Below are 19,689 nucleotides of genomic sequence, written 5' to 3'. Positions count from 1 at the left end.
CATCGGGACTGTTTAGCGTGCTTACCGGTTTATTCCATCCCCTGTGAGAACAGCTTGCTGATGAGCGCTCTCCGGCTGGATACGCCAGTCTTTGAGAAGATCGATTTCAGGTGATCCTGTACGGTGTACGCAGAAATATGCAGCGACTCCGCCAGCTCCTTGGTAGATAATCCGCGGGAGAGCATTTCGGCCAGCTGCTTCTCCCTGGCGGTCAGCTGGCAGGCATCGGCCAGCAGCCGGAAGATCTCCGAGGACTTGGCATAGACAAAGGCAACGGCCAGCTCCGTCTTCCCGCCGCTTCCTTCAAGCCTGCTGGCCGTAACTGTCAAGTATGCCCCATCCTCGACACGCAGGCATAATTTCGCCTTCGAAGGTAACCCTCCTGGTTCCGTATTCTCGCCAAGTGCCCGCAGGCATACGGCGTTGACCGGCCGGGGAAGAACTCCGTGATCCAACCGTTCCAGCTGCTGCAGACGGTTCATCCAATATTGGGCCGCACTATTCGCGCTGACCGGAAGCAGCTGGTCCGTCAGAATCATGATTCCACTGTCCTCCGGTGCGGTATCCATCCGTCCCAGAGGGGGCTCAGAGGCATAGCTGCGGAGTGCGCCGGCAATCAACGGAACAACAGATGCGATCACCGCACACTCCCGCTCCTGAAAAGGAGGTTCGTGCTGTGACCGGAACAAGGTTAAGAACCCCCAGCAGCCACCGCCTTCAACCAGCGCAGCCCGGAGCTCGTCTCCCAGGCCCGCAGGCTGGAGTACGTTTCGGTAACGTTCACTCCGCTCGGGCTGCCCTTCCGTTACACCGCTTAAACAGGCGACCGGCACTGCCTCAGCGGCCAACTGCTCATATTTCATATAATCCTCATGCAGATATTCATATTCAAACAGCTGCGGGTGCAGATCCTCAAGACCCTGCTCTGTGATCGCCCCGGTGGACAGCAGCGTATGCGGGTCCACGGTAGTGCAGCAGGCAGCGGTAAACGGAATGTACTGCCGCAGCTTGGAGATTACCGCCTCCCTGTATTGCGGCGATGTCATTCTCATCTCCTGCCGGTTGATTTCCAGCATCCTCAAGCCTTTTAGAACCTCGCTCATCCTGATGTCCTTTCCAAATCCCACATATGTGGGATAGCCTATTCCGTGTTTAATCCTGATAATCAGTAATAATTCTTATTATATATCAGGAGAACTCACATTCAAGCTATAGAGACAGGAGCAGATATCATGCAAGAGAAACATTTACATCATGCCAGAGACTGGGAGCATCCCGATGTTCAGCATTACGAGACAACAATCGCTGCAAAAATACCGGGGTATCCACTGCTCTATGACATCATGGAGCAATTGCTGAGTGCACAACTCGGCGGTGAAACTCCGGCAGACCTGCTGATTGTCGGGGCCGGAGGCGGACAAGAATTGATAACCCTCGGCGCTCAGCATGAGCACTGGCGGCTCACTGGCATTGATCTGTCAACGGCAATGCTTGAGCTTGCCCGGCAGCGGATGCAGCGCACGGAGCTGGCCGCTGAAATCACTCTCCAGCAAAGCACGGTTGATGAACTGGACAAGAACAAGCTGTTTGACGCCGCCACATGCATGCTGGTGCTTCACTTTGTCAAGGAAACCCGACAGAAGCAGCGGATGCTGGAAGAAATCCATAGCCGGCTTCAGGAGGGAGCGATACTGGTTGTGGCAACCTTAAGCGGGGACGTCCGTTCTATCCCCGGGTCCTTGCCGCTAAATGCCTGGAAAAACCACATGCTGGCAGGCGGGATTTCCGGGCAGGAATGCGAATGGTTCGAGCATTCCATCGGTGAAACTTCCTTCCCCATTCCGGAACATGAACTTCTAGCGTTGCTGTCAAGCAGCGGGTTCTCCGGCGTCACCCGCTTTTTCAGCTCCTATCTGATTGATGGCTGGTTCGCTGTGAAGCACGGAAAAGAGGTTGCGAAATGAAAACAGATATAGTGGTTGTCGGCGGGTATGGCCATGTCGGCGCAGAAATTTGCCGGCTTCTGGGAGAACAGCATCCTGGAGTGGTATATGCGGCGGGACGAAGCCTGGAACGTGCGGAACAATTCTGCAGGACGACAGACGGCAAAGTGAAGCCGCTGCGGCTTAGTGTGGGAGAAGCGATAGATGGAGAACTTCTGAAGCGGACCAAGCTGGTGGTCATGTGCCTGGATCAGCAGGATACCTCGTTTGCGGAGGCTTGTCTGCGCAGCGGAACCCATTATGTCGATGTGTCGGCAAATGGGGAATACTTCCGGCTGCTTCAGAGCCTGGGAGACACAGCAGCCGGGCTCAAGGGTACAGCTGTTCTAAGCGTGGGGCTTGCCCCCGGCTTAACCAATCTGCTATCCCTCAAAGCGGTGAATGAACTGGATACACGTGAGCGCATCGACATCTCCATCATGCTGGGTCTGGGCGACAGTCACGGCCAAGCTGCCCTGGAATGGACGGTTGATAGTCTCGGTTCTGCCTTTGAGCGTGTGGAGCAAGGACGCAAGGTTGCCGCAAGAAGCTTCACGGAACGCAAGCAGGTGAATTTCGGAGGTACGCCGGGAACGCGCAAGACTTACCTTTTCCCTTTTTCCGATCAGCAGATCCTGCCCTATACCTTGAAAGTCCCTTCCGTCGCTACACGTTTATGCTTTGATTCCCGGGCGGCCACCTCCGGCATCGCTCTTATGCGGAAAATCGGCTTAACCGCCCTCTTCCGCAACAAAGTCATCCGCAAGTTCACGGTCCAGGCTTTCGGCAAACTTCGGCTGGGTTCAGAACAATATGCCGTCAAAGTCGATGCTTATGGTGTTCGGGGCGGTAAAGTTGTTGTCATGGAAGCCGGTATCGAAGGAATGCGGGAATCCGCAATCACCGCCAGAGTGGCCGCCGGGGTTGCACTGAGTGTATATGAGGAAACCCATCCGGCGGGAATACATCATATTGAACAGCTGTTCAAGCTTCAGGCAAACGGTACGCAGCTCTCCTTGAGTTCAGCAGCCGGGGCTTCCGGCAGAGCCGATTATCCCCTTGACGGGCTTACGTTCTGGTCCGGTGTCCGCTCGCAGTAAGAGGTTCCCGATCTTTATCCTCTTGGCAATTCAATGAGGAATGTCGAGCCCTGGCCCGGCTTGCTGCTCACAATAATCCGTCCCCCGCACAGGTCGACAATCCGTTTGGCCAAAGGCAGTCCGAGCCCGTTCCCGTAAGAAGCCCGTGCTTTATCGCCCTGGTAGAACTTTTCAAAGATATGCCGCTGCACCTCCGGGGTCATGCCGATTCCGGTATCGGTAATTTCAACACTCACGTTCTGGGGGGATTCGGTCAAGGTGACGGACAGGTTCCCGTATTCTCTTGAGAATTTCACCGCATTCCCCAGAATGTTAATCCACACCTGCATCAGCAGCTCTTCGCTGCCATAGAAGCCAGTCTCCGCCAACTGAATCTCCAGATCCAGCTGTTTGCCGCTCCACTGCGGCTCCAGGAGAAGAAGCGCCTGGCGGATCTGCTCATCCAGACTGAACTCTGTTTTTTCAATGATGATTTCCTGGTTCTCCAGCTTCGACAGCTTCAGAATATTGTTGGTCAGCATGGATAATTGCCTGGTGCTGCTAATGATCTTGCCCGCGTATTCCTCTCTTTCCTCGGCCGGAAGATCCGAATTCTGCAACAGTGCAGCATAGCCCTCAATGGCTGTGATAGGCGTCTTGAACTCATGGGATACATTCGTGACAAAATCGGTTCTTAGTGTTTCAATCCCTTGGAGCTCTTGAACCATCTTATTGAAATCCTTGGCCATCTCCCGGAATTCTTCAATCTTAATATTCTCATACAACTGAACATTAAAGTTGCCTTTGGCGACTTCCTTGGTTGCTTCTCTCAGTCTGCTGATGGGAAGCAATATTTTTTGCCCGATGACGGCAGTGATAAGCGTTCCAGTAAGGATCCCCGTAAGCAGTACCGCTGCCAGAAATCCGAAGGCGTGGAATTGGCCCGGCTCGATTATTGTGAACCTCTTTATAATGAATATAATAGTCATCATAAACACCGCAGAAGACAGCATGATCATAAATACCAGCATCACAAAGGCGAACCATAAATTGCTGAACCTCTTTTTCATATATGCTTCACCGCCTTATACCCGAGTCCCCGGACCGTTACAATCTCAAACTCCGTATATTCCCTGAAACGTTCCCGCAGCCGGTTGATATGCACATCCACTGTCCGGGCATCTGTCTCCGTGTCCATCCCCCAGATTTCATCCATCAGCTGCTGCCTGGTAAATATTTTGTTTGGATAAGCAATCAGCTTATATAGCAGGAAAAATTCTTTCTGCGGGAGAACCGTACTCTCCCCATCCCTGTAGACCGTTACAGAATCATAATCGAGGGTCACCCCGCCCACGGTCAGCTTGCGTTCATTGACAATCTGCGCCCGGCGCAGCAAAGCCCCCACCCGCAGTACCATCTCATTGATATCAATCGGCTTCACCATATAATCGTCCGTGCCGACAAGGAACCCTTTTTGCTTGTCCTGAAAGCTGTCTTTGGCAGTAATGATCAGCACAGGCAGATTGTTATTGGATTGCCTCAGATGCTCAATCAGCTCGTAACCGTCCACTTGAGGCATCATAATATCAGAAATAATCAAATCGATATATTCCGCTTCCAAAATATCCAGTGCACTCTGGCCATCCTCTGCTGCAAGCACCCTGTACCCATGTTTCCCAAGCACTGTACAGATCAGCTGGCGCAACGTCTCATTATCTTCCACAACTAGTATAGTAATCATGAAATCACCTGCATTCTTTAGCCTTTGAATAAATTATAGTCTTTCCCTGTAGCCGGAAGCCAGTTGATGTTCAGTTCATATTCGTATGATATGCTGTCAGCAATTCATCAAGCTAGCTTTATTTGAAAGGAAGGTTTACAGATATGCTTCAGCTAAAAAACATCAGCAAGAGCTACACGACAGGAGATTTCACACAGGTAGCGCTCGATAAGGTCAGCCTCAATTTACGGGAAAATGAATTTGTCGCCATCCTGGGTCCCAGCGGCTCGGGTAAAACCACCTGCCTGAACATCATCGGCGGTCTGGATCAATATGACAGCGGAGACCTGATCATTAACGGTAAATCCACACAGAACTTTCAGGACAGCGATTGGGATGCTTACCGTAATAATAGCGTTGGCTTCATCTTTCAAAGCTATAATCTGATTGCGCATCTGAGTATTATGGACAATGTCGAGCTGGGCATGACCCTCAGCGGTGTCCCCGCAGCCGAGAAACGGCACAAGGCAAAAGAGGTGCTGGAGAAGGTTGGCCTTAAAGATCACCTGCACAAGAAGCCGAACCAGCTGTCCGGCGGTCAAATGCAGCGTGTAGCCATCGCCCGGGCGCTCGCCAATGACCCCGACATTATTCTTGCCGACGAACCTACAGGAGCGTTGGATACCCAGACAAGTGAACAGATTATGGAGCTGATCAAGGAAATCGCCAAGGATAAGCTGGTCGTTATGGTTACGCATAACCCGGAACTGGCCCGGAAATACACAGACCGGACTGTGGAATTTAGAGACGGTAAAATCATTTCCGACACCGATCCGCTTCCCGACCAGAAAGTAAGCTCTGACTACAAGCTGAAAAAGACAGCAATGGGTTTCTCCACAGCGCTCAAATTGTCCTTCAAAAACATCATGACCAAAAAATGGAGAACGACCTTAACCGCTTTCGCCTCCAGTATCGGTATCATCGGGATTGCCTTAATCCTGGCGCTCTCCAACGGATTCAATAAACAAATCAACAACTATGAGGCGGGTGCGCTCTCTAATTTCCCGGTGTCGATCAGCCAGTCTGCGATGAGCTTTGACCGCTCGGAAACTGCGGCAGATGATGCAGCAACCAGCAAGGAGGAGTATAGCGACTCGCAGGAAATCTATCCATACGATCCGAGTGCCAATACCATTATGCACACCAATGTTCTGACCGAAAAATATCTGGACTTTGTGAAGCAGATTGATCCGTCCCTGATCGACGGCATCTCTTATGCCCGTAAAGTGAATATGAACATTCTAAAGTCTGATGGTAAAACGGCAACTGCCATCAATACAAGCTACTTCTCCTCATTCCCAAGTAAGGCCGGCGGTGCTCCCGGAAGTTATCTGGAGAACTATTATGACCTGCTCGCCGGTTCGTTTCCGTCCAAGGATACCGACCTTGTACTGATCGTGGATGAATACAACCAGCTGAATGTTGCTTCGGTGGAAGCACTCGGCCTGGATTATACTGCGGACAGCATCAAATTTGACGATATTGTCGGCCAAGAGTTTAAGCTGATCCCGAATGATCTATACTATGTAAAATCCGGTGACCATTTCGTGGTCAATGGAACGGCTGCCAACTTAAGCGATATGTATAACAGCACGGATGCCATTCCACTTCGGATTGCAGGAATTATCCGGGCACAGAAGGATTCTCCGATGTCCACTATGGCTGCCGGGATCGCCTATTCCGACGACCTGGCGCTCCGCTTCATTACCTCCGCTCAGGCTTCCAAGGTGGTAAAGGCCCAGGAGCAGGAAGATACCGTTAACCTTCTGACCGGCGATGTGTTTCCGAAAACCTCTGCTCAGACAGACATGATGCCTGGTGCACCCATGATGCCAGGTGGCGCAGGCAGCAATACGGCTCCTGTGAAAGAAGATGTTCTGGCTGCTCTGGGTGCAACAAGCATCCCGGCTTCGATCTCCATCTATCCGAAGGACTTTGATTCCAAGGAAGCCATCGTGGAGTATCTGGACAAATGGAATGAAGACCTGCCTGAGAGTGATATGATCGTATACACGGACATGGCGGCCATCGTTACCGGCCTGACCGGCGGGATTATGAATGCCATAACACTTGTACTGATTGCCTTTGCTTCGATCTCGCTCGTCGTTTCCATGATTATGATCGCAATTATCACTTATATTTCTGTACTGGAGCGGACTAAGGAGATCGGGGTGCTACGCGCATTAGGCGCACGCAAAAAAGATATCACGCGTGTCTTCAACGCAGAAACCTTTATCATCGGTGCCTTTTCCGGGGTTCTGGCGATAGGAATTACCTATCTGCTGACCATCCCGGCGAACATTATTATTAAGTCGCTCACGGATCTTTCCAATGTCGCCCAATTAAATCCGCTGCATGCCTTGCTGCTGATCCTCATTAACGTGGTGCTCACCATGCTCGGCGGATTCATTCCGGCCAAGCTTGCCGCCAAGAAGAATCCGGTAACGGCGCTGCGCAGCGAATAATCACAAACTACTAAGGGGTGCTCCGACAACCAGAAATGGTTACGGGGCGCCCCTTTTGAATTCACTATATTACTTGAGTCTTGTAAAAAACATGCTGACGAACAAATGAAATTAAAGTCAAACGGTTAGAACTTTTATCGAATAGGCAGACAGAAGAAGGACATCCAGCCTTGTTGGAGAAATTGTCGTTTACCAGACCACAATTTCCAGATAAAGGAGATGTCCCATTCATTGTGTATCAGCAAGCCCTGGAAAAGAAGCCTCTTTTCGACATTCTAAAATTGCTTCGACTCTCTGCCTAAAACAGCCGTATGGGGATTAAGCGGGGCGATAGATAAAGCGACAACCAAAGTAGAAGGCCCGTTTGTGGCGATCAATGAATGGACGGACAGTTCCGGGAATTCATCCGCTGGATACAAGCCGGAGGACGGCTTTCAAATAAGCGGTCAAACTGTAAAGCCCTTGTATAATATGTATGGCGCTGAAGGCGTAGATTCTAGAACGTTCACGTATACGTCTGAGGGGGAGACGATATTCTCGTTCTATAACGGAATCCCTGAACCAACCGATTATTCGGGAAGCATCCGTGTTACCCTCGATGGAAAAGAGATAATGACCGGCTCTGGAGAAGATCAGCGGAGTGATCCTGATCTATTCCCGTCGATATTCAAGATTCCTCTCGAGCCGGGGAACGAGCTGAAGATCACCATTGAGGGGAACCAAAAAGTATGGGATCTCGGGTATAAGCGGATGCAATATTTTTGGAACTAAGTTCATAGCCCAGACTGCAATTTGTTTCTTCTGGAAAGTCAAAAGGTAAGCTCCGCTGCAGGAGCTTACCTTTTGGCATTTCTATAGGGGCCAGGCTTACAGCTGAACCGCCACGTAGCTTCCGAATTCAACCATACCCGCTTTGTCCAACTTGGTTGCATCATATTGCTTGATGACCTCGGCGGTCTTCTGCATCAGCTCTGAACTGTCTGTATCGGCCAGAACGCGCAGGACCACCAGGGTCTCCCCATTCTTCAACTGTTCGGCCAATTTGGTCTTGTACGCTTCCAGGGAATCCACCTCAAGCCCTTGCGTCACATAATAATCATAGGCATTGCTGGTGGCCTGGAACAGGGACAGCTCATGGTCCAGCCAGTAAGCCTTGTCCATCACATACTCTACATCTGTGGCAGTGGCATCGCTGGAATTGTAGAGCAGATAGGGAAGTCCGCTATTGGTAGCATTATTGGTCGGATCGACATTGACCCATTCCGCGCCGATTTTCACTTTGTTCCAGGCGTGATTCACGCCGCTCATGGTTCCTGTGACCACCATCGAAGGGACCTGGGACAGGTCAGCGAGCAACTGGAAGGTGTGTGCATAGCTCATACATACGCCAACTTTTTTGACCAGAATGCCGTAGGTACTGAAGGAATCATTGAATTTGGCATCCACACTCTTGAACTGCTGCTCCTTGGCATTCTCCAGCGCGGCATCGTCATAGGCGGTATTGTCATTCAGATAATCGTAGATCGCCATCTGCTTCTCATCGGCGCTCATACCGTCCTTGAGTGTGGCGGCGATCACTTTATCTGCCTCTGTGAGGATCTCACGCTGTTTGGACGCAATGACCTCGGCTGAATCATCGTACTCCACATGCAGCGTCAGGTTCTGATAATCGTAGCCGTAGCTGCGGAATCCAAGAATGAGCGGGTTCTGATAGACTACTTTTTCCACTACATCGACCAGGGTTCGCGCATTCTGCGCCTCCGGGAAGGCCAGAAGCGAAATTTCGGTCTTTCCGCTGATCAGTGACAAGGCGAGATACTCTTCCAGCGCAGAATCGGCATGAATCAGGTCCGCCCGGATCGTTGAGGCAGGCACGGCCTGCTTGTTCCCCTCATCTACCTTGCTGCGGGTATTTTCCTTCTGCCGGTCAATGACATTATCGCCGGATTCGCCCGCATTGTCGTTGTCAATGATGGTCGGAACATCAGGGGCAGGCACATACTCCGTATTATTCTCCGGCTCCACATACCCTTGATTGGCCCCTTTGCTCTGGGCGGCTGCAAGACCTGCAATATCGGCATCCGTCAACTGCGTAACCTGTACGTACCCCTTGAGCGCTGTACCTTGAATGGAGTATGGCACATCGGTTGGACCGGACTGCTGAATCGTGATGGAATCCGTGTCATATATCACAGTCCCCGAGGCTTTGGAGCCGTCAATGAACTGGACAGGTACAGTCTTGGGCAATTCGGCAGCGTTCTTGAACAATTTCAGGTTGATATTATCCTCAGAAGCTACGGTGCGCGGCAGCAGCTTGGAAAGCGACACGGTATCCACCGAGCGGCTGAACCTGGACTCTTTGCCTCCCTGAACAGCGGTGACATAATATTCACCTTGTACATTGTTGTTCTGAAGGCTGGTGATGGTCTCATCCACAATGCCGAGCGCACCGCGCCCGTCCTTCATGAAGTCGTTATAAGAAGTGCCGGGCACCGTCGCAATCTTCAGCGGACGCTGATTCGCATATCCTTGCTCCGCCCCGTTCAGCGCCTCATTGGTATTCTCCATCGTGATATGCGAAGCGCTGTAAATATTGTAGCTCTCTGCGCCCGGCACCTCATTCCATACGAGAGTCAGTCTGCCGTCAGGGCTGATGTCGGCATCCAGAGTCGGTGTGGGCAGATCCGATTTCACCGTAAACGGAATGATAATCGGCTGCTTCAGCGGAGTAGGCGATTTGGCATCCAGGTCATAGTTGAGCCGGATGTAGTACACGGGGGCGTTCCCCCAGGAGCTGCCTCCGGCTTCGCGCAAGGAATCGGAAGGGAGTACGCCGAAGCCGAGCGGCTTGATGGAGTATACGCTTTTGCCACCTACAAGCTGTGAGTCTTCAAGGGTCCCTACCTTGCTCTCCGGCAGTGCCTTGATATCGGTATGTACGGACAGCGTCTTGCCAATTGCCTCTGAGCCAAGATCCGTATTGAATCTGAAGATAAATTCCATATCCTGCTCAACATTATACATAGGCATGATGCCCGGATTGTTGTCAGTATCGTATTTCTGTTTCAGATTATACACCGTCTGCGAAGCGTCCGGCGGAGGGTTCCCTGAAGGTTTCTTCGTTTCTGCAGCCGGACTGGCCGTCGGTGCGGGTGAAGGCGCTGGACCGGCTTCCTTGCCGCCCCCCATGCAGCCTGTTAGAATCATACACATGATGAGCATAATCATTGCCAATTGTTTCACTTTCACTAACGTCCTCTCCTGTCTGGGTTGTCTTAATGAGGGCAATGGTGCGTAATCCAAAATTACCCATTACAAAGCACAGGAGATATATAACCCATTTGGGAACGATTAAAACAAATTTGGGATATTTTATATTTAAGTTATATAAGCAGAGGGCTAACGAGGGGGCGCTGAGTATTCGCGTCAATTCATGTTAAGCATAGAAGGTTTTAACTCACATCTCTATTATTGACTTGAGTCTTGTAAAAAACATGCTGACGAACAAATGAAATTAAAGTCAAACGGTTAGAACTTTTATCGAATAGGCAGACAGAAGAAGGACATCCAGCCTTGTTGGAGAAATTGTCGTTTACCAGACCACAATTTCCAGATAAAGGAGATGTCCCATTCATTGTGTATCAGCAAGCCCTGGAAAAGAAGCCTCTTTTCGACATTCTAAAATTGCTTCGACTCTCTGCCTAAAACGCCTGAACGGCCTAACACACTACAGCTCTGTTTTTTTCAAAACATTCAAGTCGATTTCGCAACACTCAAGTATATTACAAAAAAATTAAAAAATGCCTGTAATTCTACTTTCACCCTTCAATAACGCCTTTTTTAAGAATGAGATTGCCATACAGCACTTCTTCCCCGGTTACTACAATCGCATAAGCGGATTTGGACCGTTCATAGAAGTTGAAGCGTTCCTCGTAACCAATCACCGCTTGAGGATCAACATCCCTAATAATCTCCTTATAAGTGTCCCAGATCACAGGAACGGCGGGATCACCTTGCACCACATCCATCAGAACGGCCTGATGCCCGGCGTAATGATCCAGCGGAAACAGCTCCAGAATAGCAGCCAGCAGCTGGGGAATTCCTATGCCATCGCATCTTGTCACCCGGGGATGCAGCGCATGTCCCGGAAAATTCGCATCCGCCAGCACCAGCTCATCCCCATGGCCCATTTCCATCATAATCCGCACGAGCTCAGGAGACAGCAGCTTGGGAATCTTTTTGAGCATCCTATAATCTCCTTTACATTCCGTAAAATGATCTAAGTGCTACCAGTTGCTTGATACGGTCTGCCGGCAGTTCACGCTCCCCTTGGATCATGCGGGTCAGAAAAGTGAGCTTTGCTGTATACTCCAATCTCTCCATATTCATGTAAGCCGCCATTACATCCTTCCCCCAGGACAAGGCCCCGTGGCTTTCCAGCAGCACAGCGGATTTCTTACCGAGGAAGGGCATAATCGAATCAGGAACCTCCTCAGTGGAAGGCGTACCGTACGGGGCCAGAGGAATCTCGCCCATGGCAATGACCGATTCCGGCATCATCATCTTATCCAGTGCTTCTCCCTTGATGGCAAAGGCGGTGGCAAATGGCGGATGTGCGTGAACGACACCATGGATGCCGGGAAGTTCCCGGTAGATCCGCAGATGCATTTTCACCTCTGTCGAAGGGCGGTAGCCTTCCTGTGCCTCCAGAATTTCACCCTGAAGATTAACTTTCACCAGAATATCCGGCTCCAGATATCCTTTGCTTACACCGGTAGGGGTGGCCAATACTTCGTGTTCGTTCAACCTTGCTGAAATATTGCCGTCATTGGCGGCAATATAATCTTTATTGAACAGGTTTCTCCCAATGTCGCAAATCTGCAGTCGTAATTTCCGTTCCATTTCATCCATTGTCATTTCTCCTCTTTGTATAGTCATTCTTGAACAGGCCGGTACACGGCAAGACTTCCGGAAGCGGCGGCCACTTCGCCCGCCCGGCTGTAATCCAGCAAGCCGAGTGCAGTAAGCTGCACGATAACGTTCCCGATCGCGCTTGCTTCGACCGGACCGGCGATCACTTCTTTCCCGGTCGCATCCGCCGTCAGCTGGCACAGCAGCCGGTTCTGAATACCGCCGCCAACCATATGCACGGTACGGATCGTTTTGCCGGTGAGCTCCTCAAGCTCCGCGATCGCCTTGCGGTACGCCTCGGCGAGGCTCACTAGAATGAGCCGGACGACTGCACCTTTGGTATCCGGCACAGGCTGTCCGGTGCTGCGGCAATATTCCGCAATACGTCCGGGAATATCTCCCGGAGTGCTGAACAGCGGATCACCCGGATTGATCAACCCTTGCACAGCCTGCTCGCTCTCGGCCAGCTCGACCATTTCCCCAAAGCTAAGGACCACACCGGCTTCCGCCCAGGCTCTTTGGGTTTCCTGCAGCAGCCAAAGACCCGTAATATTCTTCAGCAGCCGGTTGCCCCTGCCGTAGCAGCTCTCATTGGTGAAGCCGTAACGGTAGCAGCGCTCTGTAAGCACGGGCTGCTCCGTTTCCAATCCGACCAGCGACCAGGTGCCGCAGCTGATAAATGCTGCATGCTCCTTGTCACGATAAGGAATGGAAGCAACCGCTGAAGCCGTATCATGTGAAGCGCCGGCAATGATCTGCAGGGCACTGCCTCCGAATTCCTTGCGGAGGCCGGGAAGCAGGGAGCCGATAATTGTTCCGGCATCCACCCTGTCGGCAATCAGCGCCGGAGGAACTCCCAGTCTGCTGAACACCTCGGATGAGAGTTCTGCCGTGCCGGCCTTCATGAGGCCGCTGGTGCTGAGGATCGTCCTCTCGGCGGCGGCTGTTCCTGATAATAAATAATGAAATAAATCCGGCATCATTAAGATACGGCCAGCATTTGCCCGCAGTTCAGGATTCCGCTGAACATCAGCAAACAGCTGATACACTGTGTTGATGGGGTCCGGCTGGTTGCCGGTCAGGCGGAATTGTTCCTCCGGCGGCAGCAGCTCTTCCAGCTTGAGGCGGTATTCCTGCATCCGCTGATCTCTGTAATGGTGAGGCGGATACAGCAGCATTCCGTCCTGATCCAACACGCCATAATCCACTCCCCAGGTGTCCACACTGAGACTAAGCAGCTCCCCGTATTTGCTGCAGGCCAGCCTGATACCCTGCTTAATTTCCTGAAACAGCTCCAGCACGTTCCAGTGTAAATCCCCGCCGATGTGCAGCGGAGTATTGGCAAACCGGTGAAGCTCCTCGGTGATAATGCGGCTGCCGTCATAAGTTCCCAGAATCACTCTGCCGGAGCTGGCTCCAAGATCCACGGCCAGCACTCTTTTGAACTCGCTCATCGAAACCACCTGCCTAAGTTCTGTCAATGATACAGCGGACCGAAATTGCGGCATGCCCGGTAATCGGCATCCTCTAAGCTGTCTGTTCCAAACAGCGACCACACACGCGGTCTAAAAATCTGTGATTCGTCGACATTATGCATGCTGACTGGAATACGCAATATTGAAGCAAGTGTAATCAGATCGGCACCAATATGGCCGTAGCTGATGGCTCCATGATTGGCTCCCCAATTGTTCATCACATCATAGACCGATTTGAACGAGCCGGTTCCGGTAAGGATTGGAGCAAACCAGGTAGTCGGCCAGGTCGGATCGGTACGTTCATCCAGTTGGCGGTGAACCTCTCCGGGGAGCTCGGCGGTATACCCTTCCACCAGCTGCAGAACGGGTCCCAAGCCTTTGACGAGGTTAAGCCGCGCCATCGTGACAGGCATACCGCCTTTGGTCAAGTAGTCGGTAGAGAAACCGCCGCCGCGGAAATATTCCTGCGAGGCAGGGCGGAAGAAGGTCTCCTTAAGTGAAGTAGCCACTTCTTCATCCGTAATGTCCCAGAAGGGCTTGATCGCCGGCTTGCCTTCGAGGGATTGCTGCCCGGTTCCGTCTAGCGCGGCCGAACCGGAGTTGATCAAGTGAAGCAAGCCATTCGCAGCAGCGCCTTCCAGCTCGTAGCCGGTCACACGCTTCACGGCTGCCGGACTCCAGTACGTGCGGACATCAGCGAATATTTGCGCCGTATTCGTCAGCAGATAGTTAAACAGCATCGTCACGCCGTTTAGGCTGTCATTTTCGGTAGCCAGAATATAAGGAGCCCGTTTGCCGTTCCAGTCAAAGGAGGAATTCAGGATCGTCTCCATAAAGTCGCCATTCGGGAAATGGTCGGTCCACTGGCGTTGCCCTTGAAAGCCTGCAGCAATAGCGTTATGTCCCTGCGCTTCTTCTTCAAAGCCAAGCTCCGCAAGCACAGGATTGCCGATCATGAGGTCACGTCCGATCAGGGCCATCTTGACACAGGTCTCCCACTGCTTCTCCTTCTCTTCTTCGCTGACCTGCAGATGGGCAGGGTTGTTGTCAGGCCCTATCTGGCAGTTCTCCTTGGTCCATTTCAAGGCCCGCGCGAATTCCTCCGGATCGTAGATTTCCTCTTCGAAGCGGCGCACGAACTCGGACATGTCGATATATTCATTACGCATGCCCAAATACTCCTGGAAGAACTGGTCGTTCACGATGGAACCGGCGATTCCCATGGAAACGGAACCCATGGATAAATAGGAGCGGCTCTTCATAATGGCAGCAGCCAACGCCGATTTGGCAAACCGGAGCAATTTTGCCTGAACATCGGCCGGAATCTCCTCACTTCCGGAGTCCTGTACATCCTCCCCGTAGATCCCGAAGGCCGGAATCCCCTTCTGGGCGTACGCCGACAGAACTGCGGCAAGATAAACGGCACCGGGTCTTTCCGTGCCATTGAACCCCCATACCGCCTGGGGAATTGCCGCATCCATATCCATCGTTTCGGAGCCGTAGCACCAGCAAGGAGTTACTGTAATGGATACCCCCACATTTGCTCCGGAGAACTTCGAACGTGCAGCCGAAGCCTCACTGACCCCGCCAATGGTAGAATCCGCAATGACGCATTCCACGGGCGATCCATCAGGATAACGCAAATTCTCCTGCAAAAAATCAGCTACCCGTTGTGCCATTCCCATAGTCTGAAGCTCTAACGATTCGCGCACACCGCGCCTTCTGCCGTCGATCGTTGGACGAATGCCGATTGCCGGATACTTTACTGCCATACTGAACAACCTCCTCAAAGGTAAATGGGTTTATAATATAAATAAATCGCTTTCATCTGCTTCATCATAAAATCTGGGAAATGGAATGTCAACAAAAAACCACACGTTAATGTGACTTTTTGTGGATTTTATTTTGTTAATCGCTAATAAATGTGGAATATCCTTTTATTTCTGAAGTGAATTGTAGTACACTAACCTTATAGATGTTTTAATGCAGGAGGAACTACATGAGAGCCTTTGAACGCCGGGAATATATTATCAACAAGCTGCACCGCTATAAGAAAGTCCATGTTGCTGATCTGGCACAGCATTTCGGAGTTTCCGAAGAAACGATAAGAAGAGATCTCGACAAGCTGGATAAAGAAGGAATTGCCAAGAAGAGCTATGGCGGAGCGGTTCTGAATGTTCATACCAATGAAGACCCCGCCTACTCCCTCCGGCATTCAGTCCATCTTGACGAGAAGCGGATGATCGCCGACAACGTGCTGGGACTGATCAATGATGGCGACAGCCTGATGACAGACACCAGTTCGACCGCTTTTGAAGCCTTAAGGAAAATAACCGATGTTAAACAAAATCTGACGGTGATCACCAATTCACTAGTAGTCCTGTCCGAGTTCCAGCATTCCGGCCACAAGCTGATCTCTACTGGTGGTATGCTGGGTGCTGAGACGAACTCTTTTGTCGGACCAACTGCCTCCTATACTCTACAGAAGTACAATGTGGACGTCGCCTTGTTCAGCTGCAAAGCTCTGTCTATGACAGGCGGGCTGAGTGATTCCAATGAAGCAGAGAGCGAGCTTAAGGTTCTGATGCAGCAGCAGGCGAGCAAGGTGATCCTGCTTGTGGACCATTCGAAATTCGACCGTATTGCCTTCATCAAATTGTTCAGCTTTGACAAGGTGGATTACATTGTGACAGACCGCAAGCCTTCGGAGGAATGGATTGATTTTTTCAAGGAGCATCAGATTTCACTGGTCTATGGCCCCACAGAGTAGCCTGCAATCTCTACCCGGAAAGGGGGTGAACCCGCGAATGGTCTCAATAAATATAACTGGTGCAGCCGGTCCGCAGTGGCTCCCCTTTGTCCTCCTGGCTGTAGGCTTATGCTTGATTGGGCTGTTATGGGCTGTGTTCAAGAAAATGGACTGAAGATTTGTATGCGCTTTCTATTAATAATTCACCTTCCGTATTCTACCCGCTTAAAGCTTCTACTCAATTTTCAGGTCTATCAATCATAATCCAGATTCCCTTCTTCATACAAAAAATCGGGTGCAATCCCTCTTTGACGGAGGAATCACACCCGATTTTTTCCAAGTGGAAACGGCTTCGCCGTCCTCAAAAGGACGGTATCCGTTTCAGCGAGAAATAGAAGGATAATTTATAGCGTGAAGCATATAAATTATTATATTTTAAAAAACAAACTTCCATTCTAGCTGTCAATGCTACAGATCGCTTTCGCTCTGAGCCCGCCGGGCAAAGTCCACGAACTGAAACTTATCGAGCCGGTGCCGCGATTCGGTATACTGGAACAGCTTAGTGTCCACCAGATGCACATAGTTGCGGACTACGACAATATGCTGATAATCGTGCAAATCAAGCAAAAGCTTATCCTCCGGTGTAGCTTCTTCCACAGAGATCTCCTTTTTAGCGTAGCTGATAGTGAGATGAAGTTCTCCTTCCAAATACGCATAGATCGAATTCCCGGCGGTTTCAGCAGTGAGAGACGGTACATAGGAGGTTAGAAAATAATCCTTGTCCAGGATGATCTTCTCCCCATCAATCTCCCGGGCACGGACTACCTTCCAAAGCGGGCCCGGCTCCTTCATCTGAAGACGCCGTTCCTCCTCAGATGTACTGGGCACACAGCCGTTCTCATATACAATGGTACGTACGGAACGTCCCAGGTTCTTGGATACTTCCTTGAAGCTAACCAATCCGGAAACGGGGAAATTCATCCGCTGGGTATCGAGTACAAAGGAACCCTTCCCCTTAATCTTATGGATATAGCCGTTCTGAGAGAGCATAAGCAAAGCCTTGCGTACCGTCTCCCTTGAAGTTCCGTATGCTTCAGCAAGCTCGCTTTCCGAAGGCAGCTTCTTGCCGGCAGGGAGCTGCCCGGACTGAATCAGGGCCGAATAATCATTATAAATATGAAGATATATATTCTTATTCATCCTTAATCACCATGCCCATAGTACCACGATTGTTAACCTTTAAGATAGATCTTTAGAACAGGAACCGCTTGCCCCTGAACAGGATTTGAACTAGGGATCAGCTCCTCCACCCGTTCGATGATATCCTGCCCGTCAGGTACGATAACCGGTGAAGTCAGCGGGTATCCTGCTGCGGTTATAGCATCCCGGTCGAATTCAAGCAGCAGCTGACCCGCCTTGACTTGATCTCCGGTGGCGGCATGAGCCGTAAATCCGCTGCCTTTCATCGAAACGGTATTGATGCCGATATGAATCAGAATCTGCACTCCCGTAGCATGCTCCAGAATCATCGCATGCTTGCTCTTGATGACATGGACGACGGTGGCGTCAAATGGAGCATACACTTTTCCTTCGGACGGATTTACCGCCACTCCTTTACCCATTTGCCGCTCGGCGAAGGCCGGGTCCGGCACTTCTTCCAGCGGTACAATCTGTCCTCTCACCGGCGAGACGATTTCCAGAACATTCGCTGCTGATTCCTTGGTGCCAGCCTTCTCTTGAATCATCGGAGGAAGAGAAGCCGGAGTTGTGGCCTGGACGTTATCCGTCTTTGCGTTATTATCCGGTTCTTCGCCTCCCCGGCCGCGGATCTTGCCGAACAATACGGTAGCTCCGAAAGGAATGATTAATACGATGGCCATGCCGACAAAGAAGATTCCCCATTGATTCGGGAAGATGGACAGGAAGCCGGGAATCCCGCCGACCCCGATGGAGGACGCCAGCACATTGTTGAGTGCCAGCAGTATGCCCGCCAGACCCGAACCGATCATCCCGAAGATAAACGGATACTTATAACGGATGTTAACCCCGAAGATCGCCGGTTCTGTAACACCCAGGAAGGCAGAAATGGAAGAGGTCACGGCCAGACCTTTCGTTTTCTCCTGCTTGGCCACGAACAGCATCCCGAGTGCGGCTGCACCCTGTGCAATGTTGGACAACGCCAGCATCGGCCAGAGGAAGGTTCCTCCTTCGGAACCGATCAGCTGAATATCCACAGCAAGGAACGTATGGTGCATGCCGGTAATAACCAACAGTGCGTACAGCCCCCCATAAATGAGTCCTCCCAGCGCCGGGAAGGAGCCAAAGATGTTGACCAGCCCCGTTGTAATGGCGTTGGCAATCATGAATGTAACCGGACCGATAACCGTAAACGCCAGAAATCCTGTAATCAGCAGCGCTACCGGTGCAACGACCAGAAGCTTGATGGAATCATGCACCCGCTTGTTAAGCCAGCGCTCCAGCCGGGCGAGCAGATAAGCGGAGACCAGCACCGGGAGCACCTGTCCCTGATAGCCGATCTTATTAACCTCCCAGCCGAATAAATTCCAGACTGGAACCGTACCTTGCAGCTTGGCATCCGCATATCCGTATGCACTGAGCAGATCAGGATGAACCAGGATAAGACCGAGCACAATCCCCAGCAGCGGACTGCCGCCGAACCGGGTTACTGCCGACCATCCAATAAGTGCGGGCAGGAACGTAAAGGCCGTACTGGCAATCGTATTGATAATCGAAGCGATGTCTTTCCATTGCGGATACACATCCACCAGGGAACGTTCGTCGAAAAAGATGCCGGGACCCGTCAGAATGTTGTTGATCCCGAGCAGCAGACCTGCCATCACAATGGCCGGGAGGATCGGAATAAAGATATCCGCCAGTGTCTTGATTGCCTGCTGCAGCGGATTCTGGTGTTTGCTGGCCGCCGTCTTTACCTCGTCTTTCGAAGAACGGGCTCCGCCGGTAATGCCGATCATTTCTTCATATACTTTGTCCACCAGTCCCGGACCGATAATCACTTGAAATTGGCCTTGGGAAGAAAAATGCCCTTTCACCAGATCATTCCGCTCCAGCGCAGAGGTATCAACCTTGCCCTCGTCTTTCAGGGCAAATCTCAGCCTTGTGACACAGTGCGTGGCTGCTTCGATATTGTCTTTTCCGCCGATGGCCTGTACGATCTGCTCCACGTTTTGCCGGTTAATCGCCATGTTCTCACTCCTTAAGTTAGTTAG

Annotated in this window: 15 protein-coding genes; 5 read left to right on the top strand and 10 right to left on the bottom strand. The window is 51.3% G+C overall.

From position 1 onward, the window contains the following. Positions 1 to 29: 29 nt before the first annotated feature. Positions 30 to 1,103: a helix-turn-helix transcriptional regulator gene (locus ACQ76X_RS11040; RefSeq protein WP_438493729.1), complete on the bottom strand. Its 1,074-nt coding sequence runs from the start codon at positions 1,101 to 1,103 to the stop codon at positions 30 to 32. Positions 1,104 to 1,232: 129 nt separating this feature from the next. Between ACQ76X_RS11040 and ACQ76X_RS11035 the strand changes: the two genes are divergently transcribed. Together ACQ76X_RS11035 and ACQ76X_RS11030 are read left to right on the top strand one after the other, a co-directional pair. After that, entirely contained in the window at positions 1,233 to 1,964 is a 732-nt protein-coding gene (locus tag ACQ76X_RS11035) for a class I SAM-dependent methyltransferase (RefSeq protein ID WP_438493727.1), read from the top strand. Further along, the gene (locus ACQ76X_RS11030; protein ID WP_438493726.1) at positions 1,961 to 3,082 is read left to right on the top strand and encodes a saccharopine dehydrogenase family protein; all 1,122 of its coding nucleotides are present in this window, start codon (positions 1,961 to 1,963) and stop codon (positions 3,080 to 3,082) included. The genes ACQ76X_RS11035 and ACQ76X_RS11030 overlap by 4 nt, the downstream gene beginning before the upstream one ends. A 14-nt stretch (positions 3,083 to 3,096) precedes the next feature. Here the strand turns inward: ACQ76X_RS11030 and ACQ76X_RS11025 are convergent, their stop codons facing one another. Together ACQ76X_RS11025 and ACQ76X_RS11020 are read right to left on the bottom strand one after the other, a co-directional pair. After that, positions 3,097 to 4,131, bottom strand: coding sequence for a HAMP domain-containing sensor histidine kinase (locus ACQ76X_RS11025; protein WP_076112978.1), 1,035 nt, complete (start codon positions 4,129 to 4,131; stop codon positions 3,097 to 3,099). Then, complete coding sequence (locus ACQ76X_RS11020) at positions 4,128 to 4,802, bottom strand: response regulator transcription factor (protein WP_438493724.1); 675 nt, start codon at positions 4,800 to 4,802, stop codon at positions 4,128 to 4,130. The genes ACQ76X_RS11025 and ACQ76X_RS11020 overlap by 4 nt, the downstream gene beginning before the upstream one ends. A gap of 143 nt (positions 4,803 to 4,945) precedes the next feature. On the opposite strand from ACQ76X_RS11020, the gene ACQ76X_RS11015 reads away from it, so the two are divergent. After that, positions 4,946 to 7,306: an ABC transporter ATP-binding protein/permease gene (locus tag ACQ76X_RS11015; protein ID WP_438493722.1), complete on the top strand. Its 2,361-nt coding sequence runs from the start codon at positions 4,946 to 4,948 to the stop codon at positions 7,304 to 7,306. A 366-nt stretch (positions 7,307 to 7,672) separates the two neighbouring features. Then, complete coding sequence (locus ACQ76X_RS11010; RefSeq protein ID WP_438493720.1) at positions 7,673 to 8,077, top strand: hypothetical protein; 405 nt, start codon at positions 7,673 to 7,675, stop codon at positions 8,075 to 8,077. A 96-nt stretch (positions 8,078 to 8,173) separates the two neighbouring features. Here the strand turns inward: ACQ76X_RS11010 and ACQ76X_RS11005 are convergent, their stop codons facing one another. The 5 genes from ACQ76X_RS11005 to ACQ76X_RS10985 all read right to left on the bottom strand — a co-directional run bounded on the left by ACQ76X_RS11005 (position 8,174) and on the right by ACQ76X_RS10985 (position 15,464). Continuing rightward, the gene (locus ACQ76X_RS11005; protein WP_438493718.1) at positions 8,174 to 10,555 is read right to left on the bottom strand and encodes a transglutaminase domain-containing protein; all 2,382 of its coding nucleotides are present in this window, start codon (positions 10,553 to 10,555) and stop codon (positions 8,174 to 8,176) included. Positions 10,556 to 11,124: 569 nt separating this feature from the next. Next, positions 11,125 to 11,553: an L-fucose mutarotase gene (gene fucU, locus ACQ76X_RS11000; RefSeq protein WP_438493716.1), complete on the bottom strand. Its 429-nt coding sequence runs from the start codon at positions 11,551 to 11,553 to the stop codon at positions 11,125 to 11,127. Between the two features lie 13 nt (positions 11,554 to 11,566). Next, the gene (locus ACQ76X_RS10995; RefSeq protein WP_438493714.1) at positions 11,567 to 12,217 is read right to left on the bottom strand and encodes a class II aldolase/adducin family protein; all 651 of its coding nucleotides are present in this window, start codon (positions 12,215 to 12,217) and stop codon (positions 11,567 to 11,569) included. Between the two features lie 23 nt (positions 12,218 to 12,240). Beyond that, the gene (locus ACQ76X_RS10990) at positions 12,241 to 13,671 is read right to left on the bottom strand and encodes a rhamnulokinase (RefSeq protein ID WP_438493712.1); all 1,431 of its coding nucleotides are present in this window, start codon (positions 13,669 to 13,671) and stop codon (positions 12,241 to 12,243) included. A 23-nt stretch (positions 13,672 to 13,694) separates the two neighbouring features. Then, on the bottom strand, positions 13,695 to 15,464 hold the full coding sequence (locus ACQ76X_RS10985) for an L-fucose isomerase (RefSeq protein ID WP_438493710.1): 1,770 nt from the start codon (positions 15,462 to 15,464) through the stop codon (positions 13,695 to 13,697). A 227-nt stretch (positions 15,465 to 15,691) separates the two neighbouring features. Between ACQ76X_RS10985 and ACQ76X_RS10980 the strand changes: the two genes are divergently transcribed. After that, positions 15,692 to 16,462, top strand: coding sequence for a DeoR/GlpR family DNA-binding transcription regulator (locus ACQ76X_RS10980; RefSeq protein ID WP_438493708.1), 771 nt, complete (start codon positions 15,692 to 15,694; stop codon positions 16,460 to 16,462). Positions 16,463 to 16,909: 447 nt separating this feature from the next. Here ACQ76X_RS10980 and treR read toward each other — a convergent pair whose 3' ends face one another. Both treR and treP read right to left on the bottom strand, forming a co-directional pair. Next, entirely contained in the window at positions 16,910 to 17,641 is a 732-nt protein-coding gene (gene treR, locus ACQ76X_RS10975; protein ID WP_438493706.1) for a trehalose operon repressor, read from the bottom strand. A gap of 32 nt (positions 17,642 to 17,673) precedes the next feature. After that, positions 17,674 to 19,665 (bottom strand): PTS system trehalose-specific EIIBC component, encoded by a 1,992-nt coding sequence (treP, locus tag ACQ76X_RS10970; RefSeq protein WP_438493705.1) that lies wholly within the window; start codon positions 19,663 to 19,665, stop codon positions 17,674 to 17,676. Positions 19,666 to 19,689 lie beyond the last annotated feature (24 nt).

This window comes from Paenibacillus sp. IHBB 3054 (genome assembly GCF_051594305.1).
Classification (GTDB): Bacteria; Bacillota; Bacilli; order Paenibacillales; family Paenibacillaceae; genus Paenibacillus_AQ.
The sequence above is the reverse complement of the archived record's forward strand: the minus strand, read 5'-3'. Positions and strand labels throughout refer to the sequence as shown.